The following is a 23,641-nucleotide window of genomic DNA, read 5'->3' as shown; positions in this document are numbered from 1 at the left end:
TGTTCATTTAGCTCTCAGGGTGTAATCTCGTTATACAGTATCTTTCATAATAGTCTTGTTCGCTCATTGACACTCGCAGGTGAATAACATGAGAAATTTTGCTGAACCACAAGCATTACTCCTGAGTCAAATCAAAGATAAACTTTGTCAGCGTCGAGATTTTAATGGCTGTAATTTGAGTGGAATTGATTTAAGTACAGTTGATTTAAGTGGTGTTAACTTAATCGGAGCAGATTTAAGTTTTGCCAATTTGTTTGGCTGTATTCTTACGGGTGCAAACCTGACTGGAGCAAACTTAATGCAGGCTAATTTGCGTGAGGCTAAGTTGTATGAAGCTATTTTATCAGAAGCTAATTTGACAGATGCCGATTTAACACAAGCAAATTTGTGTGGAGCTTTGTTATGGCGATCGCAATGCCGTAATATTAATCTTTGGGGTGCTTCTTTATGCGCGGCTGATTTACGTGAAGCTGACCTCACTCAAGGCACATTAGTAGAAGCATCTTTAATTGAGGGCAATTTATCCAGAGCCAATTTGACAGATGCAAAGTTATCTGGAGCCACACTACTGGAAGCTAATTTAACAGAGGTCAACTTCACTAACACTGATCTGAGATGGGCAAATTTGACCAAAGCTAACTTAACTAATGCCAACCTAGAAGGAACAACAATAGCTTTCGCTAAATTACGCGATACCATTATGCCTGATGGCAAAATCTGCAATCCCCAAATAGTGATTTGGGAATGATTTAAAACTCCCGGCGTGAAAAAAGGGAAATAGCGATCGCCAATAACATGGCAATATAAACAAAACCATAGACAGCATTACCCATGAGTGCGATCGTGTCAGGTAGTGCTTGTAGACCATAAACAGCATCATTTTTTAAATCTAATCGAGATAAATCTGGCAATATCAGATACAAAATCTGACTAATACCTTCCATAGCAGGGTTACGACTAAGGCGGCTAAACTCTACTATATTTTGGGTAATATTGCCCACGAGATACACGGCAAAAGTTAAAGCTATAGCCAGTAAGGAGCTAGTAAAAACCCCAAAGGTAATAGCTACAGCCGTCATCAAAGATAACTGCAAACATAGAAACAAGACGGCAATTAAAATACTCGGCGTTGTGTGGGGAATATTCCCAAACTGCAAAAAGAGTAAATAAATTGCCGTCATACTGACAACTAAAACAGCCAGTACGGACGATAAACCAAAAAATTTCCCCGTGACAATTTCTCCACGGCTTACAGGTTTAGCAATTAATAACAAAATAGTCCTTTTATCTATTTCCTTATTAATCAATCCTGTACCCACAAAGACAGCGATAATTAAACTGATGAAACTCATCGCCACCAAACCGAAATCTAGAAACATTTTATCTTCAGTTGATGCAGCAAACTCAGGCAAAGCCCGAATAGCTACAGCCAACAGCAAAACATAAAAACCGATAATATACAGGATGCGATCGCGTACCACTTCCTGAAATACATTCTTAGCAATTACAAAAGTTCTCATCATAGTCATTCTCCCCATTACCCATTCCCTCACTGCTGCGGTGGCGCTGCACCTGAGAATAATTTATTCAAGCGATCGCATTGTATTTCTGCAACGGCTTTTTTCTCCTCCGGTATTCTACTGTTAGTAGTAGTATTAATTGGCGTTGTTGCCACTGGGTCAATTTGGCATGATTTCCGCAGAAAATAACCACGGGGATTAGCAGTCGGGCCTGTCCAAATACTGAGTAAATCTAACCTGTAGCCTGACTTATTATTGACTACACGCGGTTCAACACGCCAGAGTACTTTTTCTTCATATTGTGCCAAATTATTATCTAACACTTCCCTACCTAATTGACCAACTCTAACATTTGCTTCCAGAAGCCATCTTTCAACCTCTGACCAAGGTCTTTCAGCAATTTGTTCCTCAACTAATGGTTGCAGTCTATCCAAAATTACAACTCCATTAGTAGGAATTTTTTGTTGCTCTTCTCTAGTAATGACAAAAGTACTACGCCCAAAGTTTTCAGCTAATAAACTAGGATATTCTTGTAACCATTTATCCAAAACAAAGTAAAACTGAAGCCAGCAACTGATCATCATACAACTGGCAACTAAAACAATGATTTTTTGTCGAGCATCTGGTTTAGGAATCCGAGTTTTAGAGTCAGTGTCGCTCCCTTCAATAAATTCAGGAATTGCTGTGATTAATGCTGATATTGTCGGCCAAAGGACTATTGTTCTAGATGTAATAACATCTTCCTGATTACTAAAAGCAAACACACTAACTAAAAATCCTGTAATCACTGCGCCTACTGGCATGAAAGTACCAGGAACTCTTAAGGGGTCATCAGTTGTGTACCAAGCTGTACCTGCAATTAAAAATAACCAACCGCAAAGAGCAATTATATCTCTGATATAACCTGTAGCAAAATAAGACATTATCCAAGAAAACACACTCAAGTAAATGAATGTCTGCCAAGAATAAGCTGTGGTTGGTATTAATATTTTTCTGATTCGTTCATAAACATCTTCAAAAATTTTAAATATTCCGAAAAGGTCTTTAAATAATAAATTCACAAGTTACCTCCCTTTATATTTTTAAATACAAATATTCTTGCTTTCGCCTACCTATTACGTATCAATAAAATAATAGTTATAGCGGTGTAACTTAACGAGTTAGCAATAAGTGTCGTAGTTACTAAATTTGTATCTTGAAGCCTAATTCTACTAATGAAACGGACTTTCTGACGGTAAAATGGCTGCGGTTCTTCTTGCTTTTTCCCTATATCTTCACTTAAGGTGAAAACAAAAAGCCGCAAAAGAAAAAATTTCATTAAAAAAGTGGAAAAGAAAATGATAAAAGTGGTAAAAATCAGAACACCTTGGGTATTGGTTGATCTAAAAATATTAAAAAATATGTAATTAATTAACTCAGCCTTAATCGGTACTGGTAATACAGGCTCCACGAAAAAAAATATCACCCAGCCGATGACACCAGAAAAGCTGTTGACGGCGATCGCATAAAAAATACTAGTCTTCTTATCAAAGTTGAGTCTCCTATGGTAGATATAACCTTCTATAGGAATAGCAATCAGTAAAAACAACAAGTTAAACAAAATTGCGCCAATCGGCCAAATCCTGGGTATAGTCAAATCTTCAAACATAGACACTCAACAAAAAAGGGAAACTGTAGAGAGTATAGCTGTAATAATGAGGGCTGAGTTATGAGTACTAAGTGCTGAGTCATAATTCTCCTATCCCCAATCCTTACTAACTCTCTTGGTGTGCCAGTATACTCCGATTTATCTTTAATTAAGACTTACGCACCCAGATTTTCTGTTGAGAACGGGTGTAAGGGTGTAAGGTTTTGAATTTAGAGCGTAGCGACCTAACCTCCGGTAAGATAGGAAACTGCCACGTTACAGCTTTTCAACAGATGACAAGGAACGGCATCGGTATCCGCACAGCACAAGTGCGTTCAGAACGGCTTACTGGCCAAATTCATGTATATGATGGTGTCGGTAAAGGTAAGTCACAAGCAGCGTTGGGTGTAGTTTTACGCTCCATAGGCTTAGGAATAAACGCACCGAACAATTCCAATCGTGTACTGCTACTACGCTTTTTAAAAGGGCCAGAACGAGATTATGACGAAGACGGAGCGATCGCTGCTTTACAGCGTGGATTCCCCCATTTAATTGACCAAGTACGCACCGGGAGAGCAGAATTTTTTGGCCCAGAAGAAATCACAACTTTTGACCGTAGTGAAGCGGGACGGGGTTGGGATGTCGCCAAAGGCGCGATCGCTTCTGGTTTATATTCTGTTGTTGTCTTAGATGAAATTAACCCAGTTCTCGATTTAGGGTTACTTTCGGTAGATGAGGTAGTGGGGACATTAAAATCAAAACCCCAAGAGTTAGAAATTATTGCCACAGGAAGAGGTGCGCCACAAAAATTACTTGACATTGCGGATTTACACTCAGAAATGAAACCCTTACACCACCCCAAAGCCACAGAACTTTTGATGACGGGGATTGAAATTTATACTGGTGCAGGTAAAGGTAAATCTACCAGTGCTTTAGGTAAGGCATTACAAGCAATTGGCAGAGGTATCAACCATCCAGGGTCAACGCGGGTATTAATTATGCAGTGGCTCAAAGGTGGTAGCGGCTATACAGAAGATGCAGCGATCTCAGCCTTGCGGCAATCATACCCTGAGGTGGTAGATCATCAACGCTGTGGTCGAGATGCGATCGTTTGGCGCAATTCTCGACAAGAATTAGACTACGTAGAAGCAGAACGGGGTTGGGAAATAGCTAAAGTTGCGATCGCCTCTGGACTATACAAAACCATCATCCTTGATGAACTCAATCCCACTGTTGATTTGGAACTACTCCCGGTAGAACCAATTGTCCAAGCTTTACTTCGTAAACCCCGCGACACCGAAATCATCATTACTGGACGTTGCCAAAATCAACCTGCTTACTTTGACCTAGCCAGTATTCACTCCGAAGTTTACTGCCACAAACATTATGCTAATCAAGGTGTAGAACTAAAAAGGGGCGTAGATTTTTAAATTAGTCATTAGTTCTTCCTCCTGCTGTCTTGCCTCTCCCCAATCCCAGCAACATAAGTTGAAAATTTGATAAAAAACTTTAAAATAAGGGTTTGGGGAGGTGCATTATGAAAGTAGCAATTACAGGCGCAACAGGATTTGTCGGAACTCGCTTAGTACAACGACTTCACAAAGAAGGTCATCAAATAATTGTCTTAACCCGTAACACTGCATCGGCTCGGAGGAATTTTTCTGCACAGACATTTGCCAATGTAGAAATTGTTGCTTATACACCCACTACATCCGGGGCGTGGCAAGATGTAATTGCTGGTTGTGATGGTGTAGTCAACTTGGCAGGAGAACCTATCGCAGAGGCACGCTGGACACCAGAACACAAACGAGAGATTCTTAACAGCCGTCAACTAGGCACACAGAAAATAGTCGAAGCCATAGCGAAAGCTAACCCCAAACCTACAGTATTAGTTAATGCTTCTGCTGTTGGTTACTACGGTACAAGTGAAACCACTGCCTTTGATGAAAATAGCCCCTCTGGTAGGGATTTTCTCGCTCAAGTTTGTCAAGCTTGGGAAGCAGAAGCCCAAAAAGTGAAAGAATCAGGCGTTCGCCTAGTGATATTACGTTTAGGTATTGTTCTAGGGTTGGGTGGTGCTTTAGGAAAAATGATTACCCCTTTTAAACTCTATGCTGGGGGGCCAATTGGTAGCGGTCGTCAATGGTTTTCTTGGATTCACATTGATGATTTGGTAAATCTGATTGTGCAAGCTTTAACCAACTCACAACTAGAAGGTGTATATAATGCTACGGCTCCCAATCCTATCCGCATGAATGACTTAAGCCAAACTATGGGACAAGTAATGAACCGTCCTTCATGGTTGCCTGTCCCAGGTTTTGCTATAGAAGCTCTTTTGGGAGATGGGGCGATCGTTGTTCTAGAAGGTCAACAAGTACTTCCTAAACGAGCTTTAGCATCTGGCATTAAATACCAGTATCCCAATTTACAACCAGCTTTACAAGAAATTTTGCAGTGAAGTTAATTGTTCACGATGCCAGTCTTTTTTTTAGCTCAGTCTCTAACTGTTCACCTGTGCTAACCACAACCCTGTTTGGTTTAGCCCTAACAATTGAGAGATAGTGTTGAAAGGCTTCTTCATCTTGGGGATGACGTTTTACGTATTCCCTCAATTCTACTTCTGTTAAGTGTACATAATTGGCATCACTCATTGTATGATAGTCTCTCCATTGCTCAAAATCTCTGCTTGAATTGTTTGTCCTATAAGTATGACTATTCTCTGTGAGCGAGTATCGTACCTGGTTAGTTCTATCGTTTGTAGTAAGTTACTCGCTCGTACACATAAATTGTAGAAAGCTTTTAACTGTTCAACCGTTGGTTCCATTTATCAACGAGTGCTGATTAATTATTGACTAGAAAGAAATTTTCGGGATACCCAACTAATCAAACCACTCAGAATTGCACCACCCATCAAAATGCCGATCGCTGGGTTAAATACAGGTTGCCAAAGTTTGTGCCACAAATCTAGACCTAGATTAACTCCGATCGCTTCACCCATGACCGCGATCGCAAACCAAATAAAGCCTAACAATACCAGAAATACATCTGCTACTAAAATCAAATTTAGCCAGTTTAATAATTTTTCTTTCATGAGGAAGTGGGGATTGGGGATGAGTGATTGGGAACTGGGGACGAAACAATGATCTTGAATATAAGTTCTAACCTCTAGTCTCTATCCCCAATCCCCTAGCCACTATTCATTAAACAACCAGCCTTTAACTTTGGCCAAGCTCTGCCAATCAGGTTTTCTGCTTAAACCATCTGCAATACTATTTTGAATCTCATCTCGCCAATCGGGATTGACCAACATTAATTGTTGTGTAATATCAATATGTTGCCGCAAGCCTTTTTGACCAGTTTCTAGCATAGCCACAGCGAGATTTACCCTAGCTTGTGGGTCTTGAGGATTGATTTTCACTGCCTTTTGTGCTGCCTTAAGAGCTAAGTTTGGCTTATCCTCCAGCAAATATAACCAAGCTAGACAGATCCAAGCGGCGCTGGCTTTGGGAGCGCGATCGCATACTTCTTTAAACACGGGGATCAAATCAGCAGCAGGCTCTCCAGCTTTATAACGTTCTAATCCTGTATCAAACAGGGAATCAACAGTGTTAGTCATTAGTTATTAGTCATTAGTCATTAGTCATTAGTCAGTAGTTACTCGGAACTAACAACTGACCACTGACAATTGACAATCTTACACCCCAAATGACTTACCGCAACCGCAGGTCTGAGTAGCATTAGGATTGGTAAATTGGAAACCACCACCGATCATGGCATCGCTATAATCAAGCATTAAGCCATAAAGATATAAAATACTTTTGCGATCGCAGACAATTTTGAAGCCATCGTAATCAAAAACTTCATCCTGAGGAGTGATCTGGCTTTCCTGTTCAAAGTCCATCATGTAAGACATCCCAGAGCAGCCACCTTGGCGTACTCCTACCCTCAAGCATAAATCTTGACCTTGCTTTTCTTGGAGGGACTTTACTTGCCGCAAAGCGGCTTCGCTCAACAGTATCCCGCTTTGTTGAGACTGAGTTGCTTGTGTCATCCGCTTTTCAACTCCTTAAATGATGTAAAATATCCGCTTCGGGCTTGTGATTGCCCTTGGTTTGTCTTTACTAGTTTTTTTATTCATTCTAGCGACAATGATGACGCTAATCGTTAAATTGTGAACAGTCTATCAAAAGCAGGGCAAGATTTTTATTCTAGAATTGAGAGACTCAGTGTATTTAAAGATTTGGTATTTTTAGAGTTCCAGCCTGAGCTATAACCAAGCCAAGAACATTTGCTTCATGGCCAGCCATTGCCAAAAGTGTACTTTTCCATCGCCTGTTTCTGATTAACCTACTCTATGACAAGTTTTAATCGCTCTACCAGTCGTCGGTTGAAGAAATTAACCCAAATTCCTTCTGTATGGGAGGGCGATCGCCGTCCGTTGTCATCATCGCCCACCCCGAATTTCAATTCAGAGTCCAAGGGCGATTGTATTCTCTGGGTGGATGGCTCCCAAGGCATTGTGCGGGGAATGGATGTAATATCAGAAGATACTGGCCCAGAGGCGATCGTTCGCACCTTAATGCGAGCAATGGAACATCCCCACAGTCCAGCCAAACCCGCACGACCCCAAAAAATTGTCGTGCGCGATCGCGAAATTCAATTTTATCTGCGTGGTGTCCTCCAAGATTTGGATATTGCGATCGATTATTCGCCGGAATTACCCTTAATTGATGAACTGTTTCGGGGATTTGCAGAAATCATCGACAGTCAAATTCCTGATGTTCCTCCCCAGTATGCCAAACCTTTACACGAAAAAGCCTATGCTATTTGGCAAGCCGCACCCTGGGAATTTTTAGAAGAACAGCAAATCATATCTATAGAAATTAATAAGTGGGATGTAGGTACACTCTACGCCTCGGTCATGGGAATGCTGGGGATGGAGTATGGAATTTTGTTTTATCGTTCCGAAGATTCCCTCAAGCGATTTCGTGCAGCAGTTTTACAAGATGACGAATCCCAAGGTCACTTAGAAGAGGCTTTTCTCAAACAAGATTGCTTGTTCCTCACTTTTGAGCGTGAAGATGATACTGATGATGAAGCTGAATTTGATGATTTAGCTGATTTGGCATTATCAGAAATTAGCCCAACTTTTGGCAATATCCATCCATTAGAAGGATTGCGCTCTGTCTTATACGATGAGGAGGCAGCTGTTGTCTTCCTCGCTTTAGAAAGTTTTTGTCGCTTCATTCGTGACCATCGTCGTCAGTTGTCCAGTGGTGAGTTCCCCAATATCAACCATCGTTATCGGATCTCCTTACCTGCATCCGACGAAACAACAAAAGCCGTATCTGTCACCGTCTCTACCATGCCACAACTCGCCGCAGAGTTAGAAGAAATGGCAGACTTAGTATTAGATGACGAAGAATTTGGTGAATTAACTTCCATCGAGTCGCACTCTCTACGTGATGACTTAATACCAGAAGACTCATTTCTCAGTTTGGGTGTAGTGTCCTGGGAAATGCTCGACTACCTACGTCAAGGAGTAAAATATCATCAACTGGGCGAATTTAAACCAGTAGGTGATGGTTTACCTGTAATTTTGATTCAAACCTCCCGCCCCAAAGCCAAAACGGTGATCGAAAATATTGAAGCAGTGGGAGGATTAAAAGCTATCTGCTTCAATCCGGGATCTGACCCCTTGGATGGCGATCGCTATGACTTGGGTTTACTGCAAACTCAAAATGGTGAATTATTCCTATTTGGGGAATTTTTGGATGATGATCCTGTTCATGTAGAAGCTCGTCGCAAGTGGAATCAACGTTGCAAAAATACCAAAGGCTTCTGTGGGTTAATTATTGCCAAAGGTTTGACAGGTGCTTCCCGTGGCAATCCTCAATTACGAGATATGATGGCTTTATTTGAAGCGCGATCGCTCTCACCCAAGGATTTAGGTCTAGGAACTCTTCAGCTGATGCCCCAGTTTCAATTAGAGTAAAATCCAGTTCAATACCAATCTTGACTCAAGCAACAAGGCGAGAAGCAATACTCCTTGAAATAATTCTTTTCAGAAAATAAATGAGTTTTATATCGTTTATTTTTCTGGCGTTGCTGATTAGTGTGATGATTTTTATCGGGCTACGCCCCGCTAACGCTAACACGCATTCGCCCTTCTCTACGAGACGCTGTGCGAAGTCGTTCTCGTTCGCGCCAGCGTCTCCGTTCGCACAGCCTCTCCGACAGGAGAAGGAGAAGGGTAGAATCGATATTCTGCTTTGTACAAAAGTCTCAATTCATCCCGCATTTATGCAACGCCATTTTTCTTATCCAGATTCAAAATGAGGATTTTCAGGAACGCATAAGGACTTCCTAAAATCGTCCTGACAATATTTTATGGCTATCGCCAGTAGTGTTAGGACATCAATAGATGATACAACCTAGACACAAAAAGACTTTTCACCCAGTCCCCAGCCATAAATACTTTTCCCAACCCATACCCGCTTTACAAAAGGGTTTCTACAAGCTCAAAACCCTTACACCCAGTCTCAACACACAACTTGGGTGGGTAAGTCCTATGCTTGAGAAAAATCCACAACCAAACACGAATAAACGAAGGGTTCGCTATTTCTCGCGGCTTTTGGACGAACATCTGTTATTTTTCCAACACTAAAGTGCTAACTACAAAACAGTCTTAGTCGTGCTGTTGTTCTTCACTGAGGAGAATTCTTCTCTATCCCCTATTGCATATCTAGGCAGCAACCAGTAAAAACTGTGAAGTTTCTAAGCTCTTAGCTGACATTATTACTTTATTAAAATTTTACAAACTAGGATTACCCTTGTAACTTCTGTTAACTATCTGGGTAAATTAAAATTATTGTGCCTAAATTGCCAGGCATAAAATTTATCAGGGTTTTTGGGAAAACAATCTAGCTGAGGTGAATAAATAATTAACCGGGATATTTGTTTTGTTATGTTTTTGATTAATTGTCAATAATTTTAGTCAAAAATTTAGCAATAATGACTTTGACTTCATACTTTTCTTATAAAGACAAAAAAAGTCTAGATTGTACTTTTGATAAAGATGAATACAAGTATAATAAACATAGATATAATAGCCATATAACGACCACTTAATTGCTGAGATAAAGGTTCCTAATTATTGTTCTTATGGGTGCTAACAGTAGGGAACTAAAGCTAGTTGTTCTGGAAAGATATAGTTCAAGATCTAGTTTTTATTTAAGCCATTGATTGAAAGCTCCTGCAACTCAATCCATGAAATAAAATAATAAAATTAGATAAATCATCTATGATTTTGCTAAAAATAGTACGCTAAACAGATATATCTGATCATCATGTACTAAGCAAAAATATTCTGGTGGATAAGTACATTAACTAGCTGATTTAAATTTTTGTAAAGCTGCACTGTTGTCAACCACAAAGTAAACCAATTAATAATCAGCAATTGATACCATATGTGAATCAGAACAGTGAAAATTACAGGAACAAAACACAATTAATCCCATCCTTACTATTTAGGTAACAAAGGATTTTTAATAAGCTGTTCCAATCCCTATAGTTGTTAGTTTTTCACGGGATTAACCATAAATCTTAGAGAAAATAACCACAAAATTATAAGATGGAACTGTTTGATTTTATGATTCCGACTGATGTTATCGTCCTTAGCTAATACACCAATAATATGTATCTGAGGCTAGGAAAAAACAAGTAATGCAGATGTAAAAAACCGTGTTAATTGTCCAAAATATGATTTTTACGAGTGTACAAATTCAATTGTGCCAATCATGAGAGTGATTGCTTGATGATATGTACTCTAACGTAGTTGCTGATGGAAGAGTCATTATCCAAGATCGTGGGTGATGTTAGCTGGACTAGAATGTCACATAGTTTTGATAATTCAAAATTTTGGAGAATTTTACGAAGTGAGCATTAAATTAGTCAGACCCACCTCTACAATTTAATTGCCGAACTTTAGTGACCTATTGCTAAGGTTATTCCCTGGAATAGTTGAGTGTACCTCATTATTCCTTCACCAGTGGTAATTAATTTCTTATATTTTCAGGAAGAACGATGAATAATTTGACAAAAAAGACATTTTTATCATCAACGGTATCGCTTGTTTCGTGACACAAATTCTGATAATCTTATCGTCTTCATCTTTGATTAAGTTGTTTTTGATGATGTCAATACACAGCAAATAGCATGATAATGACTAATAAAAAATGGGCCGTTAAACGCATAACTGTCAACTTAGCAGCACAGGAAGCAGAAAAACTGGAAAAATATTGTCAACAGACAGGTAGACCAGCAACTGATGTGATTCGGGAACTGATTAGAAGTTTACCTGTATCAGATGACAGCAAAGAAACAAATCGCTAGGAGGTAGTGTAATTTTTTTGCTGCACATTTACGACTACATCTATATGACTACTCAACAAACATCTATGATGCTTTTTTAGTCTGCTTTTACTAACGAAAGTTAGTTTACTGGAATATGCACACTTCAAGTAAAGTGTTTCTAATAACCAGCATCAAAAGGAGTAATAAAAGCTTATTGATCATCAGGTGCATGACTTTGTTGTCTTTCAATACACTGCTGAAATTTATATAACTAGCAAATTCCGACACCAAGCCAGTTACAATTTGTAAAGAAGCTGAAGAAGGAAGAACGGAATGCGCGTTGCAATCGTAGGAGCGGGATTGGCTGGGCTAGCAACCGCTATAGATTTAGCTGATGCTGGCTGTGAAGTCCAAATTTTTGAATCCCGTCCGTTTGTTGGTGGTAAAGTTGGCAGTTGGATTGATGGCGATGGTAATCACGTTGAAATGGGTTTGCACGTTTTTTTCGGGTGCTACTACCAACTATTTGAACTCATGAATAAGGTGGGGGCGTTTTCCCATTTACGCCTCAAAGAACATACCCACACCTTTGTCAACAAAGGGGGACGGACAGGTGCTTTGGATTTTCGTTTCTTTACGGGTGCGCCCTTCAATGGGTTGAAAGCGTTTTTTACCACCTCTCAACTCTCATTACAGGATAAACTGCAAAATGCGATCGCTCTAGGTACAAGCCCCATTGTGCGTGGATTAGTAGATTTTGAAGGGGCAATGAAAACCATCCGCAACCTAGATAAAATTAGCTTTGCCGATTGGTTTCGCAGTCACGGCGGTAGTAATGGTAGCATTAAACGAATGTGGAACCCCATTGCCTATGCCTTGGGATTTATTGACTGTGAAAATATCTCCGCTCGTTGTATGTTAACAATCTTCCAATTCTTCGCAGTTAGAAGCGAAGCCTCTGTACTGCGAATGTTGGAAGGTTCGCCTGATGAATATTTACATCAGCCCATTCTCAGGTATTTAGAAGCTAGGGGAACAAAAGTTTATACTCGTCGGCAAGTACGGGAAATTAAGTATGCTGAAGCAGAAGGGCAAACTCGCGTTACTGGTATAGTAGTAGCCAAAGGTGATGAAGTAGAAGAAATTACCGCAGATGCCTACGTTTGTGCTTGCGATATTCCTGGAATACAGCGAGTTTTACCTCAAGAATGGCGGAAATGGTCGGAATTTGATAACATTTATAAGCTAGATGCAGTACCCGTTGCCACTGTGCAGATGAGATTTGATGGCTGGGTAACAGAACTGCAAGATGAAAATAAACGCAAACAGCTAAAAGAGGCTGCCGGTCTAGATAATTTGCTCTATACCGCAGATGCTGACTTTTCCTGTTTTGCTGATTTAGCTTTGACTAGTCCTAGTGATTATTATCGTCAAGGTCAAGGGTCGTTGTTGCAACTGGTATTGACCCCAGGAGACCCATTTATCAAAGAAAGTAACGAAGCGATCGCCCAACACGTTCTTAAACAAGTATATGAACTGTTCCCCTCATCACGGGAGCTAAACATGACTTGGTACAGTGTAGTCAAGCTGGCTCAATCTCTCTACCGAGAAGCCCCAGGTATGGATGTTTACCGTCCTAACCAAAAAACTCCTATAGCCAATTTCTTTCTGGCGGGTAGTTATACGCAGCAAGACTACATCGACAGCATGGAAGGGGCAACAGTTTCAGGACGGCGGGCGGCAAAAGTCATCCTAGATAATATTAAAAAATAGAGTTAGAACTGCTAATCTAATCAAATCTCAAATCCGAAATAGAATGTCTAACTGGCTAGAACATAGCGTACAGGTAGAAGTGGAAGCCCCTATAGATTTAGTATGGGGGTTATGGGCTGACTTGGAACAAATGCCTAATTGGATGAAGTGGATTGATTCTGTCAAAGTTCCACCAGAAAATCCTGATCTATCACTTTGGAAACTCAATACTGGTGGACTGGAATTTACCTGGAAATCTCGCATTACCAAGGTTATTACCAACCAAATTATTCAATGGGAATCGATTGATGGTCTGCCCAATCAAGGCGCTATCCGCTTTTACGATCGCCACGGTCATAGTATCGTCAAGATGACTATCTCCTATGCTATCCCTGGCTTTCTAGGCAAAATCATGGATAATTTGTTTTTGGGTAAGGCTGTGGAATCGACAATTCAAGCTGATTTAGAAAGGTTTAGGGAGTATGCCCTGAATCTTCATCAGTCATCAGTTAATCGTTGAAAAAGTGTAGAGACGCGACAATTGCGTCTCTATTACGTAGTGACTGAAACAGTTAGTAGTTACGTTAATGCCCTGCTAAGGGACTTCCAACTAAAAAATATACAATCACTGTGGTAAGCAGGGGAGGCAGGGAGAGCAGGGGAAGCAGGGGAGGAAGAATACAATGATCATATTTGCTCTGACCCATTGAATAATTTATTTTCTGGAAGTCCCTAATAAAAATTAAAATATATCCTTATGGGATTGGTTAGCTAGAGGAGAAAACCGCGACCACCCTTGGATGTCGTGATAGTGGAATATCACGGCATTTTCTAATAAAAGCAGCAGCAAGCGATTAGCGATTACATCAGCTTGCTAAACTAGGATTAGGCAAAAATTTTAGCTCTTTTTACAACTAGTAAAACCACTAGATACTGACGTTTTTTTCATAACTATAGGACTCATAATTGATTTTTGAAATATACGTAGGGGAGCCACTGCGCTCTTACGGGTTTCCAGGCTTAGAGCAAGTGGCGTTGGGCATTGCCCACCAAAACCATGAGTCGTTGGGCAATGTCCACCCTACTGATACTGAGAATTTTATGCGTAAGCGCAGGCTACGCCAACAGAAATCAAATCGGATTCCGATATTAATCAAATTTAAACTAATTAAAACAGATTTTTTTATTAAAAGCTAAATATGGAGCGAACCATATTAACTTTCAAAACTTTGATATTTTTTATACTGTAACAATCCTTGGGAAGAAATTAACTCCTAGAGTTGCTTAGTTTGTATTTTGTAAATAGTTATATAATCAATTTAAGACATTTTAATCATAAGAAAGTTATAAAAATTACAAAATAATATCCCAGTATATTAGCCAAAATTAACATCAGAACTGTGATTTGAGAAAAAAGCTAAATTTTGTCATCTGGACTGAAGATTCTTACTTTTTAAGCTGATTTTGTGCTGTTCAGATTTTTAATATCACTTTTTTATTGCTTTCACGGAAACACTTAACTAATGCCATCACTTTATCCTGTGGATTTACCTACCATAGAGCAGGTAATGGAATGTTACCCTTTAACTGTGTTACCGGATACTCTGCTCGTTGATGTAATTGCTCTCATGAATCCGGTAAGCAGATGTACAATAGATTCTGCATCTGATTTTAGTAGTTGTGTTTTAGTAGTTGAGGAAAAAAACTTAGTAGGTATATTCACTCTACGGGATATAGTCAGGCTCACTGGCGTAGGGGTAAATATATCCAGGAAAAAAATTTCCGAGGTGATGACTCAGCCAGTCATTAGCTTGACACAGGCTGCGGCTCAAAATGCTCTCACCGCTCTAGCTTTCATGCGCCAGCATCACATTCGCCATTTGCCTGTGGTAGATGAGCAAGGACAATTGTTAGGCTTGATTACTCAAGACAGAATACGTCAGGTGGTTCAACCAGCGCATCTGCTGAAACTGCGATGTGTAACAGAGGTGATGGTAACGCAAATTATTCATGCACTGCCAACTACATCTGTGTTGGAATTATCTCAGATGATGAGCGATCGCCGGATCAGTTGCGTTGTCATTGTCGCACCGCAAGAGACAAAACTGATCCCTGTGGGGATGATTACGGAGAAAGATATTCTCAAAGTCCACTTACAAGGACTAGATATCGCCCAAACCCCAGCGCAAACCGTGATGAGTTCCCCTGTATTCAGTATTAGTCCCAGCGAATCTTTGTGGACTGTTAATCTGTTGATGCAAGCGCGAGGGGTGCGACGGTTAGTTGTGGTGGGTGAACAAGGCCAACTCCAAGGACTAGTGACACAAACCAATCTCCTGCAAGTGCTTGATCCTTTAGAAATAGTCAACGTCATCCAAGCCTTAGAAGCCAAAGTTGCAGAGCAAACATTTCAACTCCAGCAAACCAACCAGCAGTTAGAAGCAGAAATCAAACAACGCCACCAAGTTGAGGAATCACTGCGCCAAGTACAACAAGAACTAGAGTTGCGGGTGGCGGAGCGGACAGCCGAACTGGTGCAAGCTAATGCACGTCTGCGACGGCGTGAACAGCAGTTGCAAGCCTTGTTTGATCAGGCTTTGGATGCGATCCTGATTGCTGATGATGAGGGATGTTATGTAGATGTCAATGCAGCAGCTTGCGAATTATTTGGTGTATCTAGGGAAGAACTGTTAGCTTCCACAATTGCGGATTTTGCTGCACCAGAATTTAATTTTACCCAAGCTTGGCAACAGTTCCGTGAACAAGAACAAATGTCGGGTGAGTTTCAATTGCATCGTCCCAACGGTACAGTAAGAGCAACAGAATTTGCGGCGGTTGCCAATTTTATACCACATCGTCATCTTTCCATCATCCGGGATGTGAGCGATCGCCAGCAGGCTAAAGCAAATCTGCAAAACAGCGAGCAACGGCTACAACTGGCACTCTCAGCCAGCAGCACAGGTATGTGGGACTGGAATCTGCAAACAAATGAGGTGGTCTGGTCTGAGAGTATGTGTTCTTTATTTAATATCGATCCCCAGACATTCAACAACAGGTTTGAATCATTTGTAAATTTCATCCACCCTGAAGACCGAGAATTTGTAGAACAACACCTGATGCAGTCTATTGATCAAAATACCATCTGTAATATCGAGTTTCGAGTAGTGTGGCTTGATGGTACAGTACACTGGGCAAGTGGCAAAGGAAACGTCTTCTACGATGAAGTTGGGAAACCAATCCGCATGATTGGAGTGCATCAGGACATTACAGAACGCAAACAAGCTGAGGCAAAACTGCAAAAAAGCGAGCAACGGCTAAAACTAGCACTCTGGGCCGGTAATACTGGTACTTGGGACTGGAATCTGCAAACTAATGAAGTTATCTGGTCTGATCATCTGTTTTCTTTATTTGGTTTAACCCCTGATACGTTTGATGTCAGCTATGAAAATTTTTTAAATCTCATTGTCCATCCTGAAGACCGAGAGTTCCTGCATCAATCAGCGTTGCGAGCCATTGAGCAACAAGTACCCCATGATATCGAATTCCGGTTTCTTTACCCAGATGGTACAGTTGGTTGGTCATTATGTAAAGGTCAAGTATTATACGATGACATCACGGGTGAGCCACTCCAGATGATTGGGGTGAATATGGACATTACTGAGCGTAAAAACGCTGAGGAAGCTGTCAGAGAAAGCAATCAAAGGCTACAGGCGATTATAGATAATTGCCCGGCTGTTATCTATGTTAAGGATATGCAGGGACGGCATATTCTGGTGAATTCCGAATTTGAAAGAATCACCCACCTGACACGAGAGCAAGTCAAAAATAAAACTAATGTAAAAGTCTTCTCTCCTAAAACTGCTCAGTCCTTAAGTGTAAATGATCAAGAGGTTCTCTCTTCTAGGACTCCTGTGCAGTTTGAGGAAGAAATTCAATTTGAGGATGGGCTACACACTTACTTAACTGTCAAGTTTCCCCTCTGCGATGCGACTGGTGAACCCTATGCGATTTGTGGTGTTTCCACAGATATAACAGAGCGCAAACAGGCCCAAGAGCAAATCCGTCAACAAGCAGCTTTAATTAATGTTGCGACAGATGCCATTTTTGTCCGTGATTTAGCAAACCGCATTTTGTTCTGGAGTCGAGGGGCAGAAAACTTATACGGTTGGACAGCAGAGGAAACTGTGGGGAAATTAGCCCATGAACTTTTCCATAAAGAATCCTCATCTCAATTGGAAGCAGCTGTAACAACCACTCTCGAACAAGGTTCTTGGCATGGAGAATTAGAGCAAACCACCAAAAATGCTCAAGAAATTATTGTTGCTAGTCGGTGGACACTGGTACACAATCAATTCGGAGATTCCCCATCAATCTTAGTAGTTAACACCAACATCACCGAGAAAAAACAACTAGAACTACAATTTTACCGCGTTCAACGGCTGGAAAGTATCGGCACTCTAGCCAGTGGCATTGCCCACGACCTCAATAATGTGTTTGCTCCCATTGTGATGATTGCCCAACTGTTGCCTTCCAGATGTAAAAATGTGGATATAAGGACTCAAGAACTGTTCAAAACTCTAGAAACCAGCTCCAAGCGTGGCTCTGATTTAGTAAAACAAATTCTCACCTTTGCCCGTGGTACCGAAGGTCAACGCATCTTCCTGCAACCTGGACATTTGCTCAAAGAGTTAGCCAAAGTCATCCAACAGACATTTCCTAAATCCATTGAAATCATTACTGATATTCCGACAAACACCTTGTGGATGGTGCAAGCCGATCCCACCCAATTAGAACAGGTGTTCATGAACTTGGCAGTCAATGCCCGTGACGCTATGCCCAATGGTGGTAAGCTTACTATCACTGCCACCAATCGGGTAATCGACTCTACCTATGCCCGAATGCACTTAGAGTCGGAAGTAGGAGACTACATTGTTGTCACCATCTCAGATACAGGCACAGGAATTCCGCCAGAAATCTTAGAACGCATATTTGATCCCTTTTTTACCACGAAAGAAGTCGGTAAAGGTACAGGGCTAGGACTATCAACGGTTTTAGGTATCGTCAAGAACCACGGCGGTTTTGTAGAAGTGGCAAGTCAGGTAGGTCAAGGCACAGAATTTCAGGTGTTCTTACTCAGAGGAAAAGGAACAGCAACCGAGACCATAGCAAAAACAGAATTGCCTAGAGGTAATGGCGAGTTGATTTTAGTTGTCGATGATGAAACGATCATCCAACAAACTGCACAAGAAGCCCTGGCGGATTATAACTATAAAATTTTGGTAGCTAACGATGGCATTGAGGCGATCGCGCTCTATGTCGAATATCAACCGGAAATCAGTGCCGTCTTGCTAGATATGCTCATGCCCAACATGGACGGATTAACCGCCATCCGCACCCTACGCACCATCAACCCCAATGTCAAGATTATTGCCACCAGTGGCTTACCCGCCAACGAGCAAAAAGCGATTGTGGCTGGTGCAGACAGATTTATATCTAAGCCCTACACAACCACGGATTTATTGACTACTTTATCGGATGTCATCGGGGTTACAGAGTAGAACATTGCTTACTTACAAAATGTCTTACCAAAATACTTGCAATTATGCTACTTTCTCAAAAATGATGAAGAGTTCTATTTAAGCCAAGACGGGGCAATAGAGATGCACCGCACTGACTCTCAAAACTCTTGCTCTGGCTAGATTGTAGCAACTCTTACAAGAAACTAAGGGCTACATTTTCTTACCAAGTTGGGTCGCTAAATAGATGAATAATTAACTCTTCGCGCCCTGGTGGTACAGCACTAAGACAAGCACGGATGACTTCGCCATCTTCAAGTTCCACAGTGCAAGCATGACATGAACCCATCAGACAACCAGTGGGAATGAATACTCCCGCCCGATCTGCTACATCTAATAGGGCTTCTCCCACTTCAGCATTAGTGGTGACATCATCTGGCAAGAATCGGACGCAAACATTCATGAGATACTAGCCTCGCTAGGGCAGAAAGGGGGTCAAGTCTAAATGGTTTTCTACTTCAGTAGCTATATTATCTAACATCTGCTCTCGTTGTTCGCGGTAGTTAGCCACACCTGTAGGTAGAGATTTTAAACCGCGCTGTTGACGAAGACGATTTAACCAAGCACGCCGCCAGGGGCCATTGTCAAACAATCCGTGTAGATAACTACCCCAAACAGATTGACAGCTATCTACTAAGCCTAAGTTAACGTCATCGAATAGAGGTTGGAAAGCTTGGCTATCGCCTTGTGGTTCCACGCGCGATCGCCCTTGGTGAATCTCAAAGCCGTTGACTGGTAAACCCTGTTGCGGGAAATTGGAGCTAACTTGGCGCTGACGAGCAATCTTTTGTCCGGTGATTACGGTTCTAATTGGTAAGAGATTCAAGCCCTGATATCTACCAGCTTGGCCTTCGATACCTTCTGGATCGGCGATCATTTGCCCCAGAATTTGGTAGCCACCGCAAATACCCAAAACTGTACCCCCGGAGGCTGCGTAGTTCTGGATTGCTTCTGCCATGCCAGTCTTTTGCAATAATATCAAGTCGGCAATTGTAGTTTTTGTCCCTGGCAAAATTACTGCATCTGGGTGTCCTAAATCTTGTTTCGGGCTAATGTATTTGACCGCAACGGTGGGTTCTGATTCTAGAGGGTCGAAGTCGGTAAAGTTGGCAATTCGCGGTAAGCGAACAACTGTGATTTGGAGATCTGCGTGGGCTTTGTGTGTTTTGCGTTCTAACAAGTCTAGGGAATCTTCGGCGGGGAAAACTTCTTGTAAGTAGGGAATTACACCGACCACAGGAATACCAGTCCGTTCTTCTAACCATTTGATTCCTGGGTCTAGAAGCGATCGCTGTCCCCGGAATTTGTTAATGACTACACCTTTAATTAGTTGGCGTTCTTCTGGGTCTAATAATTCTAGTGTGCCGACTACGTGAGCAAAAGCACCACCACGGTCAATATCAACTACTAATAGAGTTGGGGCATTCAAATATTTTGCTACCCGCATATTAGTTAAGTCGCGGTGCTTAAGGTTGATTTCTGCTGGACTACCCGCGCCTTCACAAACGACTAAATCAAATTCGGTTGCTAAATGTTGTAGAGATTCTTCAATTGCCCGCCAACCAGGTTCAAAATACTGCTCATAATAATCAGCAGCATTGACTCTGCCTACAGGTCTACCTCTAATAATGACTTGAGAAGTCATATCTCCTTGAGGTTTGAGTAGAATTGGATTCATTTCTACCCACGGTACCACCCCTGCTGCCCAGGCTTGTACTGCTTGTGCGTAGCCAATTTCTCCCCCATTGGCTGTGACATAGGCATTTAATGCCATATTTTGCCCCTTGAAGGGTGCTACTCGCCAACCACGCCGTGACAAAATGCGACAAATAGCCGTACTTATCAGTGATTTTCCAGCGTGGGATGTTGTTCCCACTACCATTATTGATTTCATAGCCACTTTTAGTTATTCAAAATAAGGGGTGAGATAGTTGGGGGATAATATAGCAATTTACTGCTCAAATGTCAGAAGTTTGGGCAGCTACTGAAGTAAATTGATGATAGGTATTGTCTGCAAGTTTAGAGAATATACCAGCGTCAGGACTTACTCATCAAACCCTAGTTAACAATCTCACCAATTCAATCAAATGAAAATGGTAAAGATTTCATAAATGGGTTGATGTTTCTCCGTATATATTGTTCCCTAGAACTTCCTCATCCTAACTTTTGGGTTTTTTATTTTAGGAGTAGGGGTGTGAGGGTGTGAGGGTGTAAGGGTGTAAGGGTGTGAGGGTGTAAGGGTGTAAGGGTATGAGGGTGTAAGGGTGTGAGGGTGTAAGGGTGTGAGGGTGTAAGGGAAAGAATACCCCTAAACCCCTAAACCCCATACCCCTACACCCCTACATTCAAAAGGGGAGCCGAAACCAACGAATTACAATATCGTATAGGCGATCGCGCCAGGAAGGTGCAGGCAAGTTTTTTCCTTGGTATTTTTCTATAAGTTGGTGTCCCAGAGGAGTGAGGCGGAAACCGTCTGTAATGCCTTGTCCGTCTACTTCTCGCCGTAATAAACCCACTTGGATTAACCAATCTAATTCGTTATCGCATACCAATTCTGGTAATGAATTTTTGGTATAACCGTTTTTAACACCAGTTTCATTGGCGATCGCACCTACGGAAACGCTCTGACTACGCATGGTTGCAAATAGTCCAATATTGAAGGGAGAACAAATGAGCGATCGCCTTGCTCTTTCTATGGTGGTTTGTGGGTACGAGAAAGCTTTGGGTGTTGGGGAGACCATTGTAGGCATAATTCTTAATTCGATTCGTAATTAGAATTGAATACTGGGAATTGGGCAGGAAAAGAATTTTTCCCAGTCACCAGTTTCCTAAGATTGTCATGAAAGTATTGTAAATTATTGTAAAATTTCAAAGTCATCAAAAATCTGAAACAGGAAAGGTTCATTATGCCTCTAGCGGTTGGTACGGATGCACCTGCATTTACCGTCAAAGATACCAACGGTAACACCGTTTCGTTATCTGATTTTGCTGGGAAGACAGTGGTTTTGTATTTTTACCCCAAAGATGATACACCAGGCTGCACTAAACAAGCTTGTAGCTTCCGTGATGCTCAATCTGATTACAAAAACAAGGATGTAGTTGTTTTGGGTGTGAGTGCTGATGATGAAGGTTCTCATCAAGCATTTACCCAAAAATATAATTTGAATTTTCCCTTGCTGGCTGACACGAATAAAACCTTAATCAGCGCTTACGATGTTGACGGCGGCGGTTATGCCAAGCGTGTCACTTACGTAATTGGCCCCGACGGTAAAATTGTTCATGTTGATGCGAGTGTCAACACAACAACCCATGCTGGCGATGTTTTAGCGGCTTTGGGACTGTAAGTTAAGTGCTGAGTAGTGAGTAAGGAGTCATGACTTTTGATTTTTCTCTTACTCCCTACTCCCTAGATTAATTGTTACCAGGGATAGTCAAAGTTGATGGACTATCGGCTGATGGTGTTCCAGTGACAGGCAACGTGGGAAGTATCTGTCCCTGGGGCTGAACATTAGTAGCCTTATTTTGCCTTTCTCTAAATGCCCTAGCTGCATCGTCTATTTGTTGACTCTGGCTATTAGCGTCAAATGAGCCATTCCCTAAGTTTGCCCGATGGATTAACTCAAACATATTGAAATTGCCAGAGTCGAAGTTAAGGTTATTATTTTGATTGTCCGAATTATTACCGCCTGCATCTACTGTGCCGAGTTGAGCCAAGCTTGGCTGTGCTGTCAGCAAGGAAGCAAAGCTGATTCCTGCTAATCCTACTAAGAGTTTGCTAACTGGTAAAAATAGTTTTTTCATGGGTTTTGACTCTAAGATTCCTCTAACACCATCTTGCTTTGATTTTAAGCAAGAGTCCGCCGTAGTTGGGGCTGAATACTCAATAATGCAACAAAAGCAAAGCTAAACAATATTAGCAATGCTCCCCCAAAAGTGACATCACCCCAAGGGGCCTGCATCACTACATCACCCAATCCCCATTGACTGTGGAGATAGAGATAACGAATTGGTTCAATGGCGTAGCTGAGGGGATTGAGGGTAGCAACCACCTGCAACCACTTGGGCATGAAAGACAAAGGGGCGAGGGCTGTACTAGCAAAGAGTAATGGTAGGTTGGTGACAAAGATGACTGCAATTAACTCGATGTGTCCGGGTAGGGCAAAAGCCAATCCCAAGGAAATTGCGGTGACACCTAAAGCGAGTAGGAAGACAATTAAAGCGATCGCACCCAACCCAGCTACATCTGGTAAGCCAGCGCCAAGGAAAGCCGCAGCAGCAACGATTACGGCAGCTTGCAGTAAACTTTGGCTGACAATAAAAATAGCTGAAGCAAAGACAATGGAAAAGCGGGAGGCGAGGGGAGCGACTAATAACCGATTCAAAAAGCCGAACTCACGGTCAAACATGATCGGTAAACCAGCATTCAAAGCCCCGGCAAAAGCTGTAAATACTATTACACCCGCAGCTAAGAATTGTCCGTAATTTGTCGTACTGCCGAATAAACCTTTGGGAGCATTTTGGAACAAAGCGCCAAATAACACTAACCACATTACAGGCTGAATAATCCCAGCTAATAAGGTGGAGGGACGGCGTTGTAATTGAATAAACAAGCGACGAGTTAACGCCAGGGTTTCCTGCACTAGATCACCAAAAAAGTTAGGTGCAGTATTAAGGTTCGTTTGCGGTGATGTGGCTGGTTGCCAATTGATATCTGATTTGGGGGTGACACTCATAATTTTGGGGATTGGGGATTGGGGATTGAGGGTTGGGGATTGGGGGTTGGGGGTTGGGGATGAGGAATCAGATTTATT

At 41.6% G+C, this 23,641-nt stretch carries 22 protein-coding genes; 9 read left to right on the top strand and 13 right to left on the bottom strand.

Features of this window, described 5'->3' with window-relative positions:
* Positions 1–88: 88 nt before the first annotated feature.
* Positions 89–748, top strand: coding sequence for a pentapeptide repeat-containing protein (locus tag ACN222_RS11975; protein WP_044521349.1), 660 nt, complete (start codon positions 89–91; stop codon positions 746–748).
* A 1-nt stretch (position 749) separates the two neighbouring features.
* Here the strand turns inward: ACN222_RS11975 and ACN222_RS11970 are convergent, their stop codons facing one another.
* The 3 genes from ACN222_RS11970 to fraC are packed head-to-tail and all read right to left on the bottom strand — an operon-like array spanning position 750 to position 3,168.
* The gene (locus ACN222_RS11970; RefSeq protein ID WP_044521348.1) at positions 750–1,529 is read right to left on the bottom strand and encodes an ABC transporter permease; all 780 of its coding nucleotides are present in this window, start codon (positions 1,527–1,529) and stop codon (positions 750–752) included.
* A 20-nt stretch (positions 1,530–1,549) separates the two neighbouring features.
* A complete protein-coding gene (gene fraD / locus ACN222_RS11965) occupies positions 1,550–2,581 on the bottom strand; it encodes a filament integrity protein FraD (protein WP_010996549.1) in 1,032 nt (343 codons plus the stop codon).
* Positions 2,582–2,628: 47 nt separating this feature from the next.
* The gene (fraC, locus tag ACN222_RS11960; protein WP_010996548.1) at positions 2,629–3,168 is read right to left on the bottom strand and encodes a filament integrity protein FraC; all 540 of its coding nucleotides are present in this window, start codon (positions 3,166–3,168) and stop codon (positions 2,629–2,631) included.
* A gap of 272 nt (positions 3,169–3,440) precedes the next feature.
* On the opposite strand from fraC, the gene ACN222_RS11955 reads away from it, so the two are divergent.
* Positions 3,441–4,577, top strand: a complete 1,137-nt coding sequence (locus tag ACN222_RS11955; protein ID WP_010996547.1) for a cob(I)yrinic acid a,c-diamide adenosyltransferase — start codon at positions 3,441–3,443, stop codon at positions 4,575–4,577.
* A 107-nt stretch (positions 4,578–4,684) separates the two neighbouring features.
* Positions 4,685–5,605: a TIGR01777 family oxidoreductase gene (locus tag ACN222_RS11950; protein ID WP_010996546.1), complete on the top strand. Its 921-nt coding sequence runs from the start codon at positions 4,685–4,687 to the stop codon at positions 5,603–5,605.
* 10 nt (positions 5,606–5,615) lie between these two features.
* On the opposite strand, the gene ACN222_RS11945 is transcribed toward ACN222_RS11950, so the two are convergent.
* From ACN222_RS11945 to ACN222_RS11925, 5 genes are all read right to left on the bottom strand, one after another.
* Positions 5,616–5,798, bottom strand: coding sequence for a DUF6887 family protein (locus ACN222_RS11945; RefSeq protein ID WP_010996545.1), 183 nt, complete (start codon positions 5,796–5,798; stop codon positions 5,616–5,618).
* Positions 5,795–5,971 (bottom strand): DUF6888 family protein, encoded by a 177-nt coding sequence (locus tag ACN222_RS11940; protein WP_010996544.1) that lies wholly within the window; start codon positions 5,969–5,971, stop codon positions 5,795–5,797. The genes ACN222_RS11945 and ACN222_RS11940 overlap by 4 nt, the downstream gene beginning before the upstream one ends.
* Positions 5,972–5,992: 21 nt before the next feature.
* On the bottom strand, positions 5,993–6,238 hold the full coding sequence (locus ACN222_RS11935; protein WP_010996543.1) for a hypothetical protein: 246 nt from the start codon (positions 6,236–6,238) through the stop codon (positions 5,993–5,995).
* A gap of 102 nt (positions 6,239–6,340) precedes the next feature.
* Positions 6,341–6,763, bottom strand: a complete 423-nt coding sequence (locus tag ACN222_RS11930; RefSeq protein ID WP_010996542.1) for a tetratricopeptide repeat protein — start codon at positions 6,761–6,763, stop codon at positions 6,341–6,343.
* A 78-nt stretch (positions 6,764–6,841) separates the two neighbouring features.
* Positions 6,842–7,198, bottom strand: a complete 357-nt coding sequence (locus ACN222_RS11925; RefSeq protein WP_010996541.1) for an iron-sulfur cluster assembly accessory protein — start codon at positions 7,196–7,198, stop codon at positions 6,842–6,844.
* Between the two features lie 303 nt (positions 7,199–7,501).
* On the opposite strand from ACN222_RS11925, the gene ACN222_RS11920 reads away from it, so the two are divergent.
* The 5 genes from ACN222_RS11920 to ACN222_RS11900 all read left to right on the top strand — a co-directional run bounded on the left by ACN222_RS11920 (position 7,502) and on the right by ACN222_RS11900 (position 18,812).
* Positions 7,502–9,142, top strand: coding sequence for a DUF6930 domain-containing protein (locus tag ACN222_RS11920; protein ID WP_010996540.1), 1,641 nt, complete (start codon positions 7,502–7,504; stop codon positions 9,140–9,142).
* A gap of 2,222 nt (positions 9,143–11,364) precedes the next feature.
* Positions 11,365–11,541: a ribbon-helix-helix protein, CopG family gene (locus tag ACN222_RS11915; RefSeq protein WP_010996539.1), complete on the top strand. Its 177-nt coding sequence runs from the start codon at positions 11,365–11,367 to the stop codon at positions 11,539–11,541.
* A 294-nt stretch (positions 11,542–11,835) separates the two neighbouring features.
* Complete coding sequence (gene zds / locus ACN222_RS11910; protein WP_010996538.1) at positions 11,836–13,275, top strand: 9,9'-di-cis-zeta-carotene desaturase; 1,440 nt, start codon at positions 11,836–11,838, stop codon at positions 13,273–13,275.
* Between the two features lie 43 nt (positions 13,276–13,318).
* The gene (locus tag ACN222_RS11905; RefSeq protein ID WP_010996537.1) at positions 13,319–13,774 is read left to right on the top strand and encodes an SRPBCC family protein; all 456 of its coding nucleotides are present in this window, start codon (positions 13,319–13,321) and stop codon (positions 13,772–13,774) included.
* 1,003 nt (positions 13,775–14,777) lie between these two features.
* Positions 14,778–18,812, top strand: coding sequence for a PAS domain S-box protein (locus tag ACN222_RS11900; protein WP_010996535.1), 4,035 nt, complete (start codon positions 14,778–14,780; stop codon positions 18,810–18,812).
* A 181-nt stretch (positions 18,813–18,993) separates the two neighbouring features.
* Here ACN222_RS11900 and ACN222_RS11895 read toward each other — a convergent pair whose 3' ends face one another.
* The 3 genes from ACN222_RS11895 to ACN222_RS11885 all read right to left on the bottom strand — a co-directional run bounded on the left by ACN222_RS11895 (position 18,994) and on the right by ACN222_RS11885 (position 21,580).
* Entirely contained in the window at positions 18,994–19,233 is a 240-nt protein-coding gene (locus ACN222_RS11895) for a 2Fe-2S iron-sulfur cluster-binding protein (protein WP_010996534.1), read from the bottom strand.
* A 15-nt stretch (positions 19,234–19,248) separates the two neighbouring features.
* On the bottom strand, positions 19,249–20,724 hold the full coding sequence (gene cobQ / locus ACN222_RS11890) for a cobyric acid synthase CobQ (protein ID WP_044521345.1): 1,476 nt from the start codon (positions 20,722–20,724) through the stop codon (positions 19,249–19,251).
* A gap of 451 nt (positions 20,725–21,175) precedes the next feature.
* Positions 21,176–21,580: an Npun_F0494 family protein gene (locus tag ACN222_RS11885; protein ID WP_010996532.1), complete on the bottom strand. Its 405-nt coding sequence runs from the start codon at positions 21,578–21,580 to the stop codon at positions 21,176–21,178.
* 156 nt (positions 21,581–21,736) lie between these two features.
* Here ACN222_RS11885 and ACN222_RS11880 point away from each other — a divergent pair, with 156 nt between their 5' ends.
* A complete protein-coding gene (locus ACN222_RS11880) occupies positions 21,737–22,174 on the top strand; it encodes a peroxiredoxin (protein WP_010996531.1) in 438 nt (145 codons plus the stop codon).
* Between the two features lie 67 nt (positions 22,175–22,241).
* On the opposite strand, the gene ACN222_RS11875 is transcribed toward ACN222_RS11880, so the two are convergent.
* Together ACN222_RS11875 and ACN222_RS11870 are read right to left on the bottom strand one after the other, a co-directional pair.
* A complete protein-coding gene (locus ACN222_RS11875) occupies positions 22,242–22,631 on the bottom strand; it encodes a hypothetical protein (RefSeq protein WP_010996530.1) in 390 nt (129 codons plus the stop codon).
* A gap of 44 nt (positions 22,632–22,675) precedes the next feature.
* Entirely contained in the window at positions 22,676–23,563 is an 888-nt protein-coding gene (locus tag ACN222_RS11870; RefSeq protein ID WP_096637144.1) for an ABC transporter permease, read from the bottom strand.
* Positions 23,564–23,641: the final 78 nt, after the last annotated feature.

This window comes from Anabaena sp. FACHB-595, from assembly GCF_048568275.1.
Taxonomy (GTDB): domain Bacteria; phylum Cyanobacteriota; class Cyanobacteriia; order Cyanobacteriales; family Nostocaceae; genus Trichormus.
The sequence above is the reverse complement of the archived record's forward strand: the minus strand, read 5'-3'. Positions and strand labels throughout refer to the sequence as shown.

Coding starts and splice junctions, on each gene's coding strand:
- ACN222_RS11885 (WP_010996532.1), bottom strand. CDS start 21,580: ATGCCTACAATGGTCTCCCCAACACCCAAAGCTTTCTCGTACCCACAA.
- cobQ (WP_044521345.1), bottom strand. CDS start 20,724: ATGAAATCAATAATGGTAGTGGGAACAACATCCCACGCTGGAAAATCA.
- ACN222_RS11935 (WP_010996543.1), bottom strand. CDS start 6,238: ATGAAAGAAAAATTATTAAACTGGCTAAATTTGATTTTAGTAGCAGAT.
- ACN222_RS11895 (WP_010996534.1), bottom strand. CDS start 19,233: ATGAATGTTTGCGTCCGATTCTTGCCAGATGATGTCACCACTAATGCT.
- ACN222_RS11970 (WP_044521348.1), bottom strand. CDS start 1,529: ATGACTATGATGAGAACTTTTGTAATTGCTAAGAATGTATTTCAGGAA.
- ACN222_RS11915 (WP_010996539.1), top strand. CDS start 11,365: ATGATAATGACTAATAAAAAATGGGCCGTTAAACGCATAACTGTCAAC.
- ACN222_RS11930 (WP_010996542.1), bottom strand. CDS start 6,763: ATGACTAACACTGTTGATTCCCTGTTTGATACAGGATTAGAACGTTAT.
- ACN222_RS11940 (WP_010996544.1), bottom strand. CDS start 5,971: ATGGAACCAACGGTTGAACAGTTAAAAGCTTTCTACAATTTATGTGTA.
- ACN222_RS11920 (WP_010996540.1), top strand. CDS start 7,502: ATGACAAGTTTTAATCGCTCTACCAGTCGTCGGTTGAAGAAATTAACC.
- ACN222_RS11945 (WP_010996545.1), bottom strand. CDS start 5,798: ATGAGTGATGCCAATTATGTACACTTAACAGAAGTAGAATTGAGGGAA.
- ACN222_RS11875 (WP_010996530.1), bottom strand. CDS start 22,631: ATGAAAAAACTATTTTTACCAGTTAGCAAACTCTTAGTAGGATTAGCA.
- ACN222_RS11870 (WP_096637144.1), bottom strand. CDS start 23,563: ATGAGTGTCACCCCCAAATCAGATATCAATTGGCAACCAGCCACATCA.
- ACN222_RS11950 (WP_010996546.1), top strand. CDS start 4,685: ATGAAAGTAGCAATTACAGGCGCAACAGGATTTGTCGGAACTCGCTTA.
- ACN222_RS11955 (WP_010996547.1), top strand. CDS start 3,441: ATGACAAGGAACGGCATCGGTATCCGCACAGCACAAGTGCGTTCAGAA.
- zds (WP_010996538.1), top strand. CDS start 11,836: ATGCGCGTTGCAATCGTAGGAGCGGGATTGGCTGGGCTAGCAACCGCT.
- ACN222_RS11975 (WP_044521349.1), top strand. CDS start 89: ATGAGAAATTTTGCTGAACCACAAGCATTACTCCTGAGTCAAATCAAA.
- ACN222_RS11905 (WP_010996537.1), top strand. CDS start 13,319: ATGTCTAACTGGCTAGAACATAGCGTACAGGTAGAAGTGGAAGCCCCT.
- fraC (WP_010996548.1), bottom strand. CDS start 3,168: ATGTTTGAAGATTTGACTATACCCAGGATTTGGCCGATTGGCGCAATT.
- ACN222_RS11925 (WP_010996541.1), bottom strand. CDS start 7,198: ATGACACAAGCAACTCAGTCTCAACAAAGCGGGATACTGTTGAGCGAA.
- ACN222_RS11900 (WP_010996535.1), top strand. CDS start 14,778: ATGCCATCACTTTATCCTGTGGATTTACCTACCATAGAGCAGGTAATG.
- ACN222_RS11880 (WP_010996531.1), top strand. CDS start 21,737: ATGCCTCTAGCGGTTGGTACGGATGCACCTGCATTTACCGTCAAAGAT.